The sequence below is a fragment of the Pseudomonas sp. MF08831 genome (genome assembly GCF_059862645.1).
This window is the reverse complement of the sequence record NZ_JCBCUX010000010.1, coordinates 200051-214354: the sequence shown is the minus strand read 5'-3', so window position 1 is coordinate 214354 and position 14304 is coordinate 200051. Positions and strand designations below refer to the sequence as shown.

Annotated in this window: 12 protein-coding genes; 7 read left to right on the top strand and 5 right to left on the bottom strand. The window is 63.3% G+C overall.

What is annotated here, in order from left to right:
- Positions 1-2: 2 nt before the first annotated feature.
- The 5 genes from AC19YS_RS21265 to AC19YS_RS21245 all read right to left on the bottom strand — a co-directional run bounded on the left by AC19YS_RS21265 (position 3) and on the right by AC19YS_RS21245 (position 5118).
- Positions 3-908: an alpha/beta fold hydrolase gene (locus AC19YS_RS21265; protein WP_169366277.1), complete on the bottom strand. Its 906-nt coding sequence runs from the start codon at positions 906-908 to the stop codon at positions 3-5.
- Between the two features lie 308 nt (positions 909-1216).
- Positions 1217-1777 (bottom strand): GNAT family N-acetyltransferase, encoded by a 561-nt coding sequence (locus AC19YS_RS21260; RefSeq protein ID WP_500602578.1) that lies wholly within the window; start codon positions 1775-1777, stop codon positions 1217-1219.
- Positions 1774-2253 (bottom strand): cysteine hydrolase family protein, encoded by a 480-nt coding sequence (locus AC19YS_RS21255; protein ID WP_106580055.1) that lies wholly within the window; start codon positions 2251-2253, stop codon positions 1774-1776. Before AC19YS_RS21255 ends, AC19YS_RS21260 begins: the two co-directional genes overlap by 4 nt.
- A gap of 245 nt (positions 2254-2498) precedes the next feature.
- The gene (locus tag AC19YS_RS21250; RefSeq protein WP_500602577.1) at positions 2499-4325 is read right to left on the bottom strand and encodes a glycoside hydrolase family 15 protein; all 1827 of its coding nucleotides are present in this window, start codon (positions 4323-4325) and stop codon (positions 2499-2501) included.
- Entirely contained in the window at positions 4318-5118 is an 801-nt protein-coding gene (locus AC19YS_RS21245; protein ID WP_106580057.1) for a glucose 1-dehydrogenase, read from the bottom strand. The genes AC19YS_RS21250 and AC19YS_RS21245 overlap by 8 nt, the downstream gene beginning before the upstream one ends.
- 157 nt (positions 5119-5275) lie before the next feature.
- Between AC19YS_RS21245 and AC19YS_RS21240 the strand changes: the two genes are divergently transcribed.
- The 7 genes from AC19YS_RS21240 to AC19YS_RS21210 all read left to right on the top strand — a co-directional run bounded on the left by AC19YS_RS21240 (position 5276) and on the right by AC19YS_RS21210 (position 14292).
- A complete protein-coding gene (locus AC19YS_RS21240; RefSeq protein WP_500602576.1) occupies positions 5276-6025 on the top strand; it encodes an AraC family transcriptional regulator in 750 nt (249 codons plus the stop codon).
- Between the two features lie 108 nt (positions 6026-6133).
- Positions 6134-7585, top strand: coding sequence for an efflux transporter outer membrane subunit (locus AC19YS_RS21235; protein WP_500602575.1), 1452 nt, complete (start codon positions 6134-6136; stop codon positions 7583-7585).
- Positions 7582-8709 carry an HlyD family secretion protein gene (locus tag AC19YS_RS21230; RefSeq protein ID WP_500602574.1) on the top strand — a complete coding sequence of 376 codons (1128 nt, stop codon included), beginning with the start codon at positions 7582-7584 and terminating at the stop codon, positions 8707-8709. The genes AC19YS_RS21235 and AC19YS_RS21230 overlap by 4 nt, the downstream gene beginning before the upstream one ends.
- A complete protein-coding gene (locus AC19YS_RS21225) occupies positions 8699-10219 on the top strand; it encodes a DHA2 family efflux MFS transporter permease subunit (RefSeq protein ID WP_500602573.1) in 1521 nt (506 codons plus the stop codon). The genes AC19YS_RS21230 and AC19YS_RS21225 overlap by 11 nt, the downstream gene beginning before the upstream one ends.
- A 92-nt stretch (positions 10220-10311) precedes the next feature.
- The gene (locus AC19YS_RS21220) at positions 10312-10812 is read left to right on the top strand and encodes a sigma-70 family RNA polymerase sigma factor (RefSeq protein WP_119739385.1); all 501 of its coding nucleotides are present in this window, start codon (positions 10312-10314) and stop codon (positions 10810-10812) included.
- Between the two features lie 23 nt (positions 10813-10835).
- On the top strand, positions 10836-11789 hold the full coding sequence (locus tag AC19YS_RS21215) for a FecR family protein (RefSeq protein ID WP_179607172.1): 954 nt from the start codon (positions 10836-10838) through the stop codon (positions 11787-11789).
- 97 nt (positions 11790-11886) lie between these two features.
- Positions 11887-14292, top strand: coding sequence for a TonB-dependent siderophore receptor (locus tag AC19YS_RS21210; protein ID WP_200624884.1), 2406 nt, complete (start codon positions 11887-11889; stop codon positions 14290-14292).
- Positions 14293-14304 lie beyond the last annotated feature (12 nt).

The window sequence follows — 14304 nt, the reverse complement described above, 5'->3', positions numbered from 1 at the left end:
GTTCAGGCCCGATCCAGCAATTCGCAGATCGCCCTGAGCGTGGACTGTGGTGCTTCCTGAGGAATGTTGTGACCCACACCGGGCAAGACTTCGCGTCGGTAAAAACCGCTGAAATGTTCCTCGTCGTCATCCACCGCCGGGGCCGGGCCTACGCCGTCATCAGCGCCGCACAGCGAAATGGTCGGCACCGGAATCGGCGGCTGCGCGGCCAGTGCCTGCTCGATCGCCTCCAGCGCCGGGTCGCCCGGCGCGTACATGAACCGGTGGCGATAGGAGTGAATCACCACGTCGACAAAGTCCGGGTTATCAAATGACGGCGCCGTGCGGCCATACAGCCCCGGTCCCTCAGCCCAGGTCGGCGACCATAGCCGCCACAACAACTGGCAGAACTCACGGCGATTGGCGCTCAGACCGTCGACGCCACGCTGGGTGTGAAAGTAAAACTGATACCACAACCGATGCTCCTTTTCCGGCGCGCGCGGTTCAAGCGACCTGGCAATGTCCTGGATGTTGTAGCCATCCCCGGTCACCAACCCGCGCACCCGTTGCGGCCATAGAGCGGCGACGATACACGCGGCGCGTCCGCCCCAGTCGTAACCGGCGAGCGTGGCCTGCGCGATGCCAAGGGCATCCATGAAATCCAGCAGGTCCTTGGCCAACGCCGCCTGTTGGCCGGAGCGCATCACTTGCGCGTTGATAAACCGTGTTGGGCCATAGCCACGCAGGTAGGGCACCAACACCCGGCAACCGCGATCGGCCAGGGCCGGCGCGATCTCATCGTAGCCACGCGGGTCGTAGGGGAAACCATGCAGCAGGATCACCGGTTCGCCGTCTTCGGGGCCGTGGGCTTCGTAGGCGATTTCCAGCATCGGCGTACGGACGTATAGCAGCGGGGCGAGCGTAGTCATGAGGGGCGCTTATCGACTGGCCAAAGTAGCTGCAACTCTAGCTCAAACCCGTGACGGCACGAGGCGTAAATCAAGTCAGTCGTTTGACTTGTCTAGCCCGACCTGACGCAACCCGATGCAATTGCCTCACGGATCGCGCACCTGAGCCATCCACTGCCCGCCCTCAATCGCCAAAGGCCCGCGATACAGTCTTGCGCCCGATGCCTCCAGCCGGCGCATGAGGCGCAGACGATGGGGTTCAAACGAGCCACGCCTTCTGCGCGAGGGTTTCACGGATGATTGCCATGAGGTTTGGGCTGTTTCGCAATTCAGCGGTTTTTCAGTGAATGCTCGGGCCAAGCCTGCGTCAATAACCCCAACACCATCAGATCATGCCGCTGGCCATTCCAGAACCCGGCTTCTCGCAACGTGCCTTCGGCGATGAAGCCCAGGCGTTCCAACAATGCCAGTGACGCGGTGTTTTGCGGATGCACCAAGGCTTCAACCCGATGCAAGTGCATGTGCGCGATGCCCCAATCGAGCATCGCCCGCAACGCTTCGCTCATCAAGCCTTGGCCACGGGCGGCGGGCGCCAGTTCACAGGACAGGGCGCAGCTGTGCCAGGCGCGATTCCATTTGAACAGGCCGCAGCTGCCGATCAGTTCGCCGTCCCGTTCAATCCCCCAGCGTGTGCCGGGGTTGGGCTGGGTGCGCCATTGGGCGAAGGTGTCGATCAGCGCGTGGGCCTGGGCGAGGTCGGTCATCGGGTCGGCGCCAAACCAGCGCATGTTGGCAGTGTCGCGGTGGATGGCGAACAGGGCCGGGGCGTCCGTCGCGCGCAATTCGCGCAGGCGCAGGCGCTGGGTGGCAAGCGTCGGGAATGGGTTCATGAGGCGGTCGTCGCCATCACCTGAGCCCGATCAATCACGCATCCAAAATGGTGCCGCCACAAATCCACGCCCAGTGTTCCCGACCGGTCCAGCGACGAGCCCACGGTCAAATCGCTGATCAGCGTCGGCTGCAAGCCGGCGTCAAATAACGCGAACCCGGCCGCCAGCACGCACGTATCGGTTTGAATGCCACACACCAGCACCCGATCCGGCGCCAGGCTTTTCAGGTAGTCCAGGGTTTCGGGTGTCGGCGCATAGCCGTGTTTGATGAAGACGCGCTCGGCTGCGATCAGGCTGTCGTCATCCGGCGCGGGTTGCCAGCCCAGTTGGCGGGTGAAGGGGGTGATGCTTTCGTCATGGCGCTCCACGGTGGCCACCGATGGCAGGCGCCCGAGCAGGGCGTTGATGCCATCGACCAGCCACGCAGGTGGGTTGAAAGAAGGTTGCACGTCGATGATCAACAATACCTGGCGCATGAGGTTCCTGATGGCAGCTCGGGGGCTGCCCATTGTGCACGCTGCGGGGGGCAGCGGGGCGCCTCAGGTCAAAATCAACAGCAGGAAGCTGAACCCGATCACCTGTGGGAGCGGGCTTGCTCGCGAATGCGATGTGTCAGCCTCTGCATGCAGTCACTGACACTGCCGCTTCGCGAGCAAACCTGCTCCCACAGGCGGCCCTCAGTATTTGAGGTGGAAATGCCGCGGCTGTGCGTCGGGCCTGCTCAAGGTTGCCAGGTGGTCTTTTCGCCGCTGAGCTTGCGGTCCAGAAAGGTCGCCGCGCTGATCAGCGCCAAATGGCTCAACGCCTGCGGCGTATTGCCCAAGTGATGTGCCTGGCTGTCGAACTCTTCGGCGTACAAGCCCAACGGGTTGGCGTAGCGCAGCAGTTGTTCGAATTCCAGGTGGGCCTTCTCCACTTGCCCGGCGCGCGCCAGGCATTCGACGTACCAGAACGAACACGCGGCGAATGCGCCTTCGGTGCCTTGCAGCCCGTCGATCTGGCTGTCGTCGTTGCGGTAGCGGTAGACCATGCCGTCACGCACCAGGCTTTTCTGGATTGCTTCGAGCGTCGACAGCCAGCGTGGGTCGGTCGCCGCGACAAAGCGCACCAGCGGCATCAGCAGCATCGAACCATCCAGCGCAGTACTGCCGATGTGCTGCACGAAGTGCCCGCGCTCTTCATTCCAGAAGTTGCTCCAGATATCCGCGTAGATCGCCTGGCGTGTCTGGTCCCAGCGCGCAAACGGGGCGGGCAGCGAGCGCTTGGAGGCCAACCGGATTGCGCGGTCCAGCGCCACCCAGCACATCAGGCGCGAATGCAGGAAGTGATGCTCCTCCCCGCGCATTTCCCAGATGCCCACGTCTTGCTGGTTCCAGATTTCGCACACCTGATCTGCCACTTCCACGGTGTGTTTCCAGCCTTCATGGGAAATTGCTTCGCCGTATTTGTTGACCAGATACACCGCGTCCATCAGCTCGCCGTAGATATCCAGCTGGACCTGGTCAAACGCTTCATTGCCGATGCGCACCGGTTTGGCGCCGCCGTGGCCGCTGAGGTGATCAAGCGTGGCTTCCGGCAGTTCCTGGCGCCCATCGATACCGTAAAGAATATTGATTTTGGTCGCCTGACCGCAGCAGTCGCTGACGCGGCCTTTAAGCCAGCGCATGTAAGCGTTGGCCTCTTCGATGAACCCCAGACGCATGAAGGCGTAGACGGTGAACGAGGCGTCGCGGATCCACGTGTAGCGGTAGTCCCAGTTGCGTTCGCCGCCGGGGGTTTCCGGCAGGCCAAATGTCGCGGCGGCGATGATTGCGCCGTGCTTGCGCGAGGTCAGCAGCTTCAAGGCGAGTGCCGAGCGGTTGACCATTTCGCGCCAGCGCCCGCGGTAATTCGACTGCGCGATCCAGCCGCGCCAGAATTTCAAGGTGTGCGCCAGCGCCAGGTCGGTGCAGCCGTTGTTGACGCGGGGGTCTTCCTGGCCGCCGAGCACGAACTCAGCGCCTTCTTCCTGGCCCAGGGTGAAGCTGGCCACGGCGGCATCGTCTTCGATCTGCATCGCGTGGCTGCCCGCCAGCCGCAGGCCAGGCAGGCCGTCGGCGGTGAACGACACGATACCGTCGGCGAGGCTGGCGTGGGTCGGTGTGCGCGCATAGTCGTGGCGCACGGCGCAGCGCAGCTGGATTTTTGCGCTGCCGCTGACCACGCGCACGCGGCGAATCAGCAGCGGCAGGTCGTCGATTTCTTCACTGATGACCAGCAGGTCGGTGATTTCCACCACGGCTTCATCGCTCAGCCAGCGGGTTTGCAGCACGTTGGTATCGGGCAGGTAGATTTGCTCACGCCGTGCGTTTGTCAGTTCGGGAGAGAGTTGAAAAACACCAGCCTCAGGCGTGTCGAGCAGCGAACAGAAGATCGACGGGCTGTCGAATTCCGGCCAGCAGAAAAAGTCGATGCTGCCGCGGTCATTCACCAAGGCCGCGCTGCGCATATCGCCAATAATGCCGTGGGCATCGATGGCGCTTTGGGGTTCGTTCTTGAAATCAACCATTGCCACGAAACTCCGGATAAAGGCTCATGCCACCGTCAATGAACAGGGTGCTGCCGACCACGTAGTCGGACGCGTCGCTGGCCAGCCACACCACCGCGTTGGCCACGTCTTCGACGTCGCCGACGCGGCCATAGGGAATCAACTTCAACAGCTCTTTTTCCGCCGCGCCTTCTGTGGCGGCGCGGTTGATCGCCGTACGAATGGCGCCCGGCGCAATGCCATTGATGCGGATGCGTTGTTCGCTGACTTCCTGGGCGAGGGTGCGCATCAGCATCTCCACACCGCCCTTGGAGGCGGCGTAATTCACATGCCCGGCCCAGGGAATGATCTGGTGCACCGAACTCATGTGGATGATTTTGCCGGCGGCACGCGACACGCCCTCGCGCACGCCCTGTCGATTGAAAATCCGCACGGCGGCGCGGGCACACAGGAACTGGCCGGTAAGGTTGACGCCGATCACGGTGTTCCAGTCCTCGAGGGTCATGTCGACCAGGTTGGCGTCTTTTTGCAGGCCGGAATTGGCCACCAGAATGTCCAGGTGGCCGAAGGCATCGAGGGTCTGGGCGAATAAACGTTCTACGTCGGCTTCTTTGGACACATCGCCACCGATGGCAATCGCCTGGCCGCCGTTGGCGTTGATCTGCGCGGCAAGGGCTTCGGCCGGCGCCGCCTGCGAGTTGTAATTGAGCACCACGGCCGCACCGGCCTCGGCCAATGCCTTGGCGGCGCCTGCACCAATGCCGGAACTGGCGCCGGTGACCAGGGCCACTTGTTGCTGCAACGAGATCTGCATAGCCCACCCACCGTTTTAAGAGAGTCTTTGCAGCTGACTGGCAGCGCGGGGCGGAAGTTCACCGGTTGTCTCAAATGCGACGATGGCTGTCTGTTTCGCTCGTTTTTGCCAGTGCGCTTTTCGCTAGACTCAAGGCCCGTTGATGCGAGCACCGCCTATGACTGCCCAATCGCCGCCCAGGCCGTGGCTTGAAGCCTATGCCGACAATTACCGTAACGATGAGGTGGTGCTCCCGCATTGCCATGCCCAGGCGCAACTGATTCATGGCGTGGCGGGGGTGATGGTGGTCAGTACCGCGCAGGGCAGTTGGCTGGTGCCGTCCGGGCATGCGCTGTGGGTGCCGGCCGGTACGTCCCATGAAATCCGCATGGCCGGTGACGTGCACATGCGCACGCTATTCCTGGCGCCGGATGCGGAGCCCGGATTGGGCCGGGTGTGCCAGGTGATTGAAGTGTCTGCGCTGCTGCGCGAATTGATCGTCGCGGCGGCCTTGATCGCAGGGCAGAACACCCCGCGCATGCTCGCGTTGATCGAGCTGATTCGCATGGAGTTGCTCAGCGCGCCCGTGGTGGCCATGCATGTGCCGGTGCCGGCGGAGGCGCGCCTGGCCAAGCTGTGCACGCATTTTATCCGCCACCCAGCCGATGACAGCAGCCTGGAGTCGTGGGCCGACCTGCTGAACATGAGCGCGCGTACGCTGAGTCGGATTTTCCAGCGTGAACTGGGCATGAGCTTTGGCGAGTGGCGCCAGCGTGCGCGGCTCACCCTGAGCCTCAAACTGTTGGCCCAGGGCGTGCCCATTCTGGAGGTGGCGCTGGAGCACGGTTACCAGAGCCCGAGCGCGTTCAGCGCGATGTTTCGCCGTGCCATGGGTTACCCGCCGAGCCATTTTCGGCCAGGGCCTTGAGCCACGCTGCGCAGTTGTCCGTTCAGCGACGATAGATGGCCTGGGCGCGCGCGAATCCCCAAGGTGAGACCTTTACGCTGCAAGGCCCTTTCCTGAACGAGCCTTGTGATGCCCAGCTCTGTTTTTGACCGCTTCCACCGCTTGGCCATTGTGGGTGTGATCAGCGCGCTGGCCGGGTGCAGCAACGCGCCTACGACGCGGGTTACGGCGCAGCCTGCAGCAATCTTATCCCTGGAAACCGCCGAACCGCTGCCGGCGCGTTGGTGGCAGTTGTACCGTGACCCGCAACTGGATGCCTTGGTGGAACGGGCACTGCGCGAGAACAAACACCTTGAGGCTGCTGGCGCGCATGTCGATGCGATGCTGGCGCTGTTGCAGCAGGTCGAAGGTCAGCGCCGCCCGTCCACTGAGTTGTCTTATGGCCTGGGGTATGGACGCAGTCGCGATGACCAGACCTTGGCCCAGGCGACGGGCCAGTCGGCGGGCGGGCAGTGGAGCCACACCCCTGAGTTTGCCTTGAGCTATACGCTGGACCTGTGGGGCGCCGTGCGCTACCGCATTGCTGCGGCCCATGCCGATGCGCAAGCCGCACGCGCCGTGGAGGATGAATTGCGGGTGACCGTGGCGGCGCAGACCGCACGGGCCTATGCGCAGGCCTGCGTCTACGCGCATCAGGCCCAGGTGCAGCGTGATTCGGTGCGCCTGTTGGCGCGCAGCCTCGACGTCACTCAGCGTTTGCAAAAGGCCGGCGCCGCCAATGAACTGGAGGTGGCACGCCTGCAAGGCCTGCTGGAGGAAACCCGCGCGCCGTTGGCACTGTTCGCTGCGCGGCGCCAGAGCGCGCTGTATGAACTGGCGGTGCTCAGTGGTCAGCCGCCGGAACAAGTCAGCGCTCACAGCTGTCAGCAAGGCCCGCGATTGCAGGCGCCATTGCCGGTCGGCGAAGGCTGGGCGCTGGTGCAACGCCGTCCCGATATCCGCCGCGCCCAGGCACAGGTGCGTGCGTCCACCGCGGCCATCGGCTTGGCCCGCGCGCAGGTGTATCCACAGATTACCTTCGGCGCGATGCTCGGCTCGTCGGCCGCCAGCCTGGGCAAACTGGGGGACGCCAACGCCGTGGTGTATGGCATCGGCCCCTTGCTGTCCTGGCAGTTTCCCAACCGGCAGATCGCCCTTGCGCAGGTCACCCAGCGGCGGGCCGAAGCGCATCAGGCGCTGGCGCAATTCGACGCCACCGTGCTCGACGCGCTCAAGCAGGTGGAGCAAGCGTTGGTGCTTTACCAAGGCGAACAGCAGCGCCGCCAAGCCCTGGTCGCCGCCCTGGCGCATAGCCGCCGAGCGTTCGACCTGGCCAACCGCAGCTTCCTGGCCGGTGGCCTGGATGCGCTGGCGCTGCTGGACAGCGAGCGCAACCGCGTCAGCCTCGAAACACGCCTGGCTCAGGCCGACCTGCACCTGATCAACCGCCAGATCGACCTGTTCCAGGCGCTGGGCGGCGGTTGGCAGCGCCCTGATCCATCACCTTCCTTACCCGTAGCCACCCTTGGAGCCCGCCGATGAATCAGGCCGTTGAAGTCATTGCACCCACGTTGATGCAACGTCACCGCCGCACGTTGGTGGTGACGGCGTCGGTGGCTGCGTTACTGGGCATCGCCATATTTGGCAGCTATTGGTGGACAACGGGGCAGTTCCTGGAAGAGACCGACGATGCCTATGTGCGTGCCGATTGGGTCGCCGTCAGCCCCCGGGTTGCCGGCTACATAAGCCAGGTGCTGGTGGACGACAACCAGTGGGTCAAGGCCGGAGACGTGTTGGTGCGTATCGATGAGCGCGATTTTATCGAGCGTCTCAACAGTGCCCAGGCGCAGCTGCAGCAAGCTGAAGCGGCGGTCACCGCGCAACAGGCCAACCTGCAGACCCTCGACGCGCAATCCGGCGAGCAACAACAACGTATTGTTCAGGCCCAGGCCGCGCTGGCCAGCGGTGAGGCTGAAGCACAACGCGCGCGCCTTGATTACCAGCGCTATCGCGACCTGGTGGCGCAGCAGGTCGCCAGTGCGCAACACCTGGAAACGGTGAGTGCCAGCCAGGCCCAGGCGCAGGCGACAGTGGCCCAGGCACGTGCGCAGGTGCTGCGTCAGCAGGCGCAGTTGCAGGTGCTGAAGGCGCGCCGCCAACAGGCCCAGGCCCAACTGCAAGAACGTCAGGCCCATGTCGGCGAAGTTCGGGCCGCCGTGGGCTTGGCGCGTAACGCGCTGGAGGACACGGCGATTCGTGCGCCGTTTGACGGCGTGGTGGGCCAGCGCAAAGCGCGCCGCCAGCAATACGCACTGCCTGGTCTGCCGCTGCTGGCCGTGGTGCCGGTCGCGCAGGCGTATGTGAGCGCCAACTTTAAGGAAACCCAGTTGCAGCGCATGGCGCCTGGGCAGTCGGTGGACATTGCGGTGGACAGCTTCGCCGGCCGGCACTGGCGGGGCGAGGTGGAAAGCATCGCCCCAGGCTCCGGCGCAGTGTTTGCGTTATTGCCGCCCGACAATGCCACGGGCAACTTCACCAAGATCGTCCAGCGTTTTCCCGTACGGATCCGCCTGCTGGCGCAGGAAGGTGACGGCCCACGCATCCTGCCGGGCATGTCGGTGATTGCCACGGTCGACACGCGTGGGGCGCCTGCTCATGGCGGTTGATGCGCGGTCACCCCAGGTGTCGTTGCGCGCGTGGGTGGCGGTGATCGGCGGGCTCTTCGGCTGCTTCATGGCCGGGATGAACGTGCACGTCACCAGCGCCGCGCTGCCGGAAATCGAAGGCGCTTTGGGCGCCACGTTCGAGGAGGGTTCCTGGATCTCCACCGCGTACCTGGTGGCGGAAATCATCATGATCCCGCTCACCGCGTGGCTGGTGCAGGTGTTTTCATTGCGCCGCGTGATGCTTTTAGGCTCGGGCGTGTTTTTGCTGGCCTCGGTGGCGTGCTCGCTGGCGCCGAACCTGCAAGCCATGATCATCATTCGGGTGATACAGGGCGCGGCCGGCGCGGTGCTGATCCCATTGTCTTTCCAACTGATCATTACCGAGCTGCCGCCCAGCAAAGTGCCACTGGGCATGGCCCTGTTCAGCCTGGCCAATAGCGTGGCCCAGGCTGCGGGCCCGTCGATGGGCGGTTGGCTGACGGACGCGTACTCGTGGCGCTGGATCTTCTACCTGCAATTGTTCCCCGGCATTGCGTTGCTCGCCGCGGTGGCCTGGTCGATTGATCGCCAGCCCATGCACCTCAAGCTGTTGCGCCAGGGCGACTGGTGGGGCATCGCCTGCATGGTGATGGGTCTGGGTGCGCTGCAAATCGTGCTGGAGGAGGGCGGGCGCAAGGACTGGTTCGGTTCTCCGTTTATTGTGTGGATGAGTGTATTGGCCGTGGTCGGGCTGCTCGGGTTTATCGCGCGCCAACTGTGGGGCGCCCATGCCTTTATCAACCTGCGCCTGTTGGGGCATTACAACTTTGGCGTGGCCAGTGTGGCGATGTGTGTGTTCGGCGCGAGCACATTCGGCCTGGTGTTTCTGGTGCCCAATTACCTGTCGCAATTGCAGGGCTACAACGCACGGGAGATTGGGCTGAGCCTGATCCTCTACGGGCTGGTGCAACTGGTGATGGCGCCGTTTTTGCCGCGATTGATGAGGGGGTTGAGCGCCAAGCTGCTGGTAGCGTCGGGCTTCGCGATCATGGCGCTGGGGTGCTGGATGGGCGCGCACTTGTCCGCCGACAGCGCGAGCAATGTGATCGTGCCGTCGATTGTGGTGCGCGGGGTCGGTCAGCCGCTGATCATGGTGGCTTTGTCGGTGCTGGCCGTGCAGGGGCTGGCGAAGGCCGAGGCGGGGTCGGCCTCGGCGGTGTTTTCGATGCTGCGCAACCTGGGCGGCGCCGTCGGCACGGCGTTGTTGGCGCAACTGGTGGTGGTGCGCGAGCGTGTGCATTCAGCGCGGATCAATGAGTCGGTGACGCTGTTCGACTCGGCCCTGCAACAACGCCTGCCGGACGCGGGCGTGTTGCAGGCGCAGTTGCCGGACCATCAAGCGACGTTGCAACTGCTCGACCAGAGCATCCATCACCAGGCGTTTCTGATGGCCTACAGCGATGCGTTTTATCTGGCCTGTGTGGCATTGGCGTTGTGTGCGCTTGCGGCGCTGATGCTGCGGCGCGGGTGACGTGCCGAGAACGGCGCGGGACGACGGGAAGCAATTGCTCCACTTAATAGGAAGCATTACTATTCACGCCCCGCCTCCCCAGTGCTCACTCGATGACTCCTCAGCCGCCCCGCAGAACAGGCTTTTTCGAGCACTACGAAGAGTTGATCGGAACCTGGACACGCCGTCTGAGAAACCGTCAGCAGGCCGAGGACCTGGCCCACGACACCTTCGTGCGGGTGCTTGAGTCGCGTGCCAGTGAGGTTGAGCAACCGCGCGCCTATTTGCATCAAACCGCGCGCAACATCGCCGTTGACGCCTATCGCCGCGAAGACCGGCGTGAGGCGCTGGCGCTGGAAGCATTTGACCAGCGCTCGCCCCACGGCGGCGACCCGGAGCATTTCATGCACGCCATCCAGTTGGCGGACTCCATCGAGCGGGCCCTGGCCGAGTTGCCGCTCAACTGCCGCAAGGTATTTATCTGGCAGAAAATCGAGGGCCTGACCCAGCAGGAAATCGCCGTGCGCCTGGGCCTGTCTAAAAACATGGTGGAAAAGTATATGATCCGCACCTTGCGGCATCTGCGTGACCGCCTGGATGCGATGGCCCCATGACCCGCTTTGAAACAGGACCTTCCATGATGGATAGCCGCGCTCGCGACGAAGCCGCGCAATGGTTTGTACGCCTGCAAGAGGCCGACTTGAGCAGCGCAGAACGCCAGCGCTTCGACGCCTGGCGCAATGAGCGTCCCGAGCACCAATACGAATTCGATGTGCTGCAAGGAATGTGGAGCGCCGCAGACCTGCTGCCCAAGGCGCGTTTGCAGGCGTTGTGTGAGCCGCCGGTCGAGCGCCTTCGACGCCGTGCCGTTGTGCGTTACGCCGTCGCCGCCAGTGTGGTGGCGATTGCCCTGGGCCTTGGGCTGTTCAGCGGGCTGGATCAGCCCAAGCCTTACAGTGCGCAATTCAGTACGCGCGTGGGTGAGCATCGCCAAGTGGCCTTGCCGGACGGCTCGGTCATGGACCTGAACAGCCGCAGCGTGGTCGCGGTGCACTACGAAAAGGGCCGGCGCGGAGTCGAGATCAAGCAAGGCGAAGCGATGTTCAGCGTCGAGCATGACACCAGCCGCCCGTTCATCGTGGTCGCTGGGGCAGGGCAGGTGACGGTCACCGGCACACGGTTCGATGTGCGCCGTGACGACGACCAGACCCGCGTGGTGGTCGAGGCCGGCACCGTCAAGGTACAGGGGCGCTCGACGGATCAGAGGGTCACGCTCACGGCAGGCCGCGGCACGCATGTCGATTCCCAGGGACAGGTCGCAGCGGCTTATGCGGTGAATGCCGATGAACTGACCGCCTGGCGCAGCGGGAAACTGGTGTTCAACAACGCCACCCTCGGCGAAGTGGCCCGTGAAGTATCGCGCTATCGTGAGCAGCCCTTGCGGGTCAGCACGGCGGCGGTGAGCAACCTGCGCTTGACCAGTGTGTTCAACGCCCGCGACACCGACGCCTTGCTCAAAGCCTTGCCGCACATACTGCCGGTCGCTCTGCGCAGCTTGCCCGATGGCAGCCAGGAAATTATTTCTCGCTGAAATTCAGGTTTTTTCCGAGTTCTTCGTCTTCTCCTGCAACTGCAACTGGTTTGCATTAACAGCCGCACACTCTTGCGATCACAGGACTAGGTTCGACGTGAAAAAACTTACCGTCTACAACAATAAAATTTCCCGCTGGGCGCCCTTGGCGCTGGCGCTCGCCGTCAGTGCCGCGCTGCCTGCGGCCTATGCTGGCGACGGCATCCACATCCGCGCTCAGCCTTTGGGCGCAGCGTTGAGCCAGTTGGGCCAGCAGACTTCCCTGCAAGTGTTTTTCAACCCGGTCATGGTCGCCGGCAAGCAAGCGCCTGCGGTGGACGGTAACCTCTCGCCCGAACAAGCCCTGCGCCAGCTGCTGCAAGGCAGTGGCCTGGATTACCAGATCGACGCCGGTTCTGTGACCCTGCGCCCGCAAAGCACCGGCACCGGTGAAGCCGGTTCGCCGCTGGAGCTGGGCGTCACCGACATCAAGGTGGTCGGCGACTGGTTGGGTGATGCGAACGCTGCCGTCGTGCAGAACCACCCTGGCGCGCGCACGGTGGTGCGCCGTGAAGCCATGGTGGAGCAGGGCGCAATGAACGTCGGTGACGTGCTGCGCCGTATCCCTGGCGTGCAGGTGCAGGAATCCAACGGCACCGGTGGCAGTGATATTTCCCTGAACGTCGGCGTTCGTGGCCTCACATCGCGCCTGTCGCCACGCTCCACCGTGCTGATCGACGGCGTGCCGGCGGCGTTCGCCCCGTATGGCCAGCCTCAACTGTCGATGGCGCCGATTTCAGCCGGCAACCTGGACAGCATCGACGTGGTGCGCGGCGCCGGTTCCGTGCGGTATGGGCCACAGAACGTCGGCGGTGTGATCAACTTCGTGACCCGCGCCATTCCCGAGACATTCTCCGGTGAAGTCGGCACCACCTTGCAGACGGCTGAACACGGTGGCTGGAAACACGTCGACAACGCCTTTGTGGGTGGCACCGCCGACAACGGTATTGGCGTTGCGTTGCTCTATACCGGCGTCAACGGCAATGGTTACCGCGACAGCAACAACTCCAATGACATCGACGACGTAATTCTCAAGACTCACTGGGCGCCGACCGATCAAGACGATTTCTCGCTTAATTTCCACTACTACGACGCCAGCGCCGACATGCCCGGTGGCTTGACCCAGAAGCAGTTTGACGCCAATCCGTACCAGTCGGTGCGCGACTACGACAACTTCAGCGGTCGCCGCAAGGACGTGTCGTTCAAGTACATCCGGCAGATCGATGACCGTACCCAGGCCGAAGTGCTGACCTACTACACCGACAGTTTCCGGGGCAGCAACATCGCCAACCGTGACCTGAAGACCATCGGTTCCTACCCGCGCACCTACTACACCTTTGGCATCGAGCCACGTGTGTCGCATGTGTTCGACGTGGGCCCCAGCACTCAGGAAGTCAGTCTCGGTTACCGCTACCTGAAAGAAGGCATGCATGAGCAAGCCAGCAGCCTGAACCTGGTCGACAATGTACCGACGCCGGGTGGCCAAAACGATGGACATGTTTACCAGGACCGCACCGGCGGCACCGTCGCCAATGCGTTCTATCTTGATAACAAAATCGATATCGGCAAATGGACCGTCACCCCGGGTATCCGCTTCGAAAACATCGAAACCCGCTGGCATGATCGCCCGGTGGTCGCCCTGAACGGCGTGCGCACCGTGGAGAAAAATCGCAAGATCGAGAGCAACGAGCCCTTGCCGGCGTTGAGCGTGATGTACCACATCTCTGATGCCTGGAAGCTGTTCGCCAACTACGAAACTTCGTTCGGCAGCCTGCAGTATGCGCAGATCGGGCAGGGTGGCCGGGTCAACCAGACGGCCGATGGCCTGAACCCGGAAAAGGCCAAGACCTACGAGGTCGGCACGCGCTACAACGACAGCGTGTGGGGCGGCGAAGTGACATTGTTCTACATCGACTTTTCGGACGAGTTGCAATACGTCAGCAACGACGTGGGCTGGACCAACCTGGGCGCCACCAAGCACCAGGGCGTCGAAGCCTCGGCCCACTACGACCTGTCGAACCTCGACCCGCGCCTGGACGGCCTGACCGCCAGCGCCGGTTTCACGTACACCAAGGCCACTTCAGAAGGCGATGTACCGTTCAAGGGCCGCGACTTGCCGCTGTATTCGCGTGAAGTGGCAACGGCGGGCCTGCGTTACGACATCAATCACTGGACCCATAACCTGGACGTCTATGCCCAGTCCGGGCAACGCGCGCCGGGCACTGGCACCACTTACATCACCCAGGGCACTGCCGATGGCCAGTACGGCGATATTCCTGGTTATGTCTCGGTCAACGTGCGCAGCGGCTATGACTTTGGTGCGCAACTGTCGAACCTGAAACTGGGCGTGGGCGTGAAAAACGTCTTCGACCAACAACATTACACGCGCTCGAGCGACAACAACGCGGGTTTGTACCTTGGCGAGCCACGTACCTTCTTCGTACAGGCAAGCGTCGGGTTCTGACCTGCCGCTGAC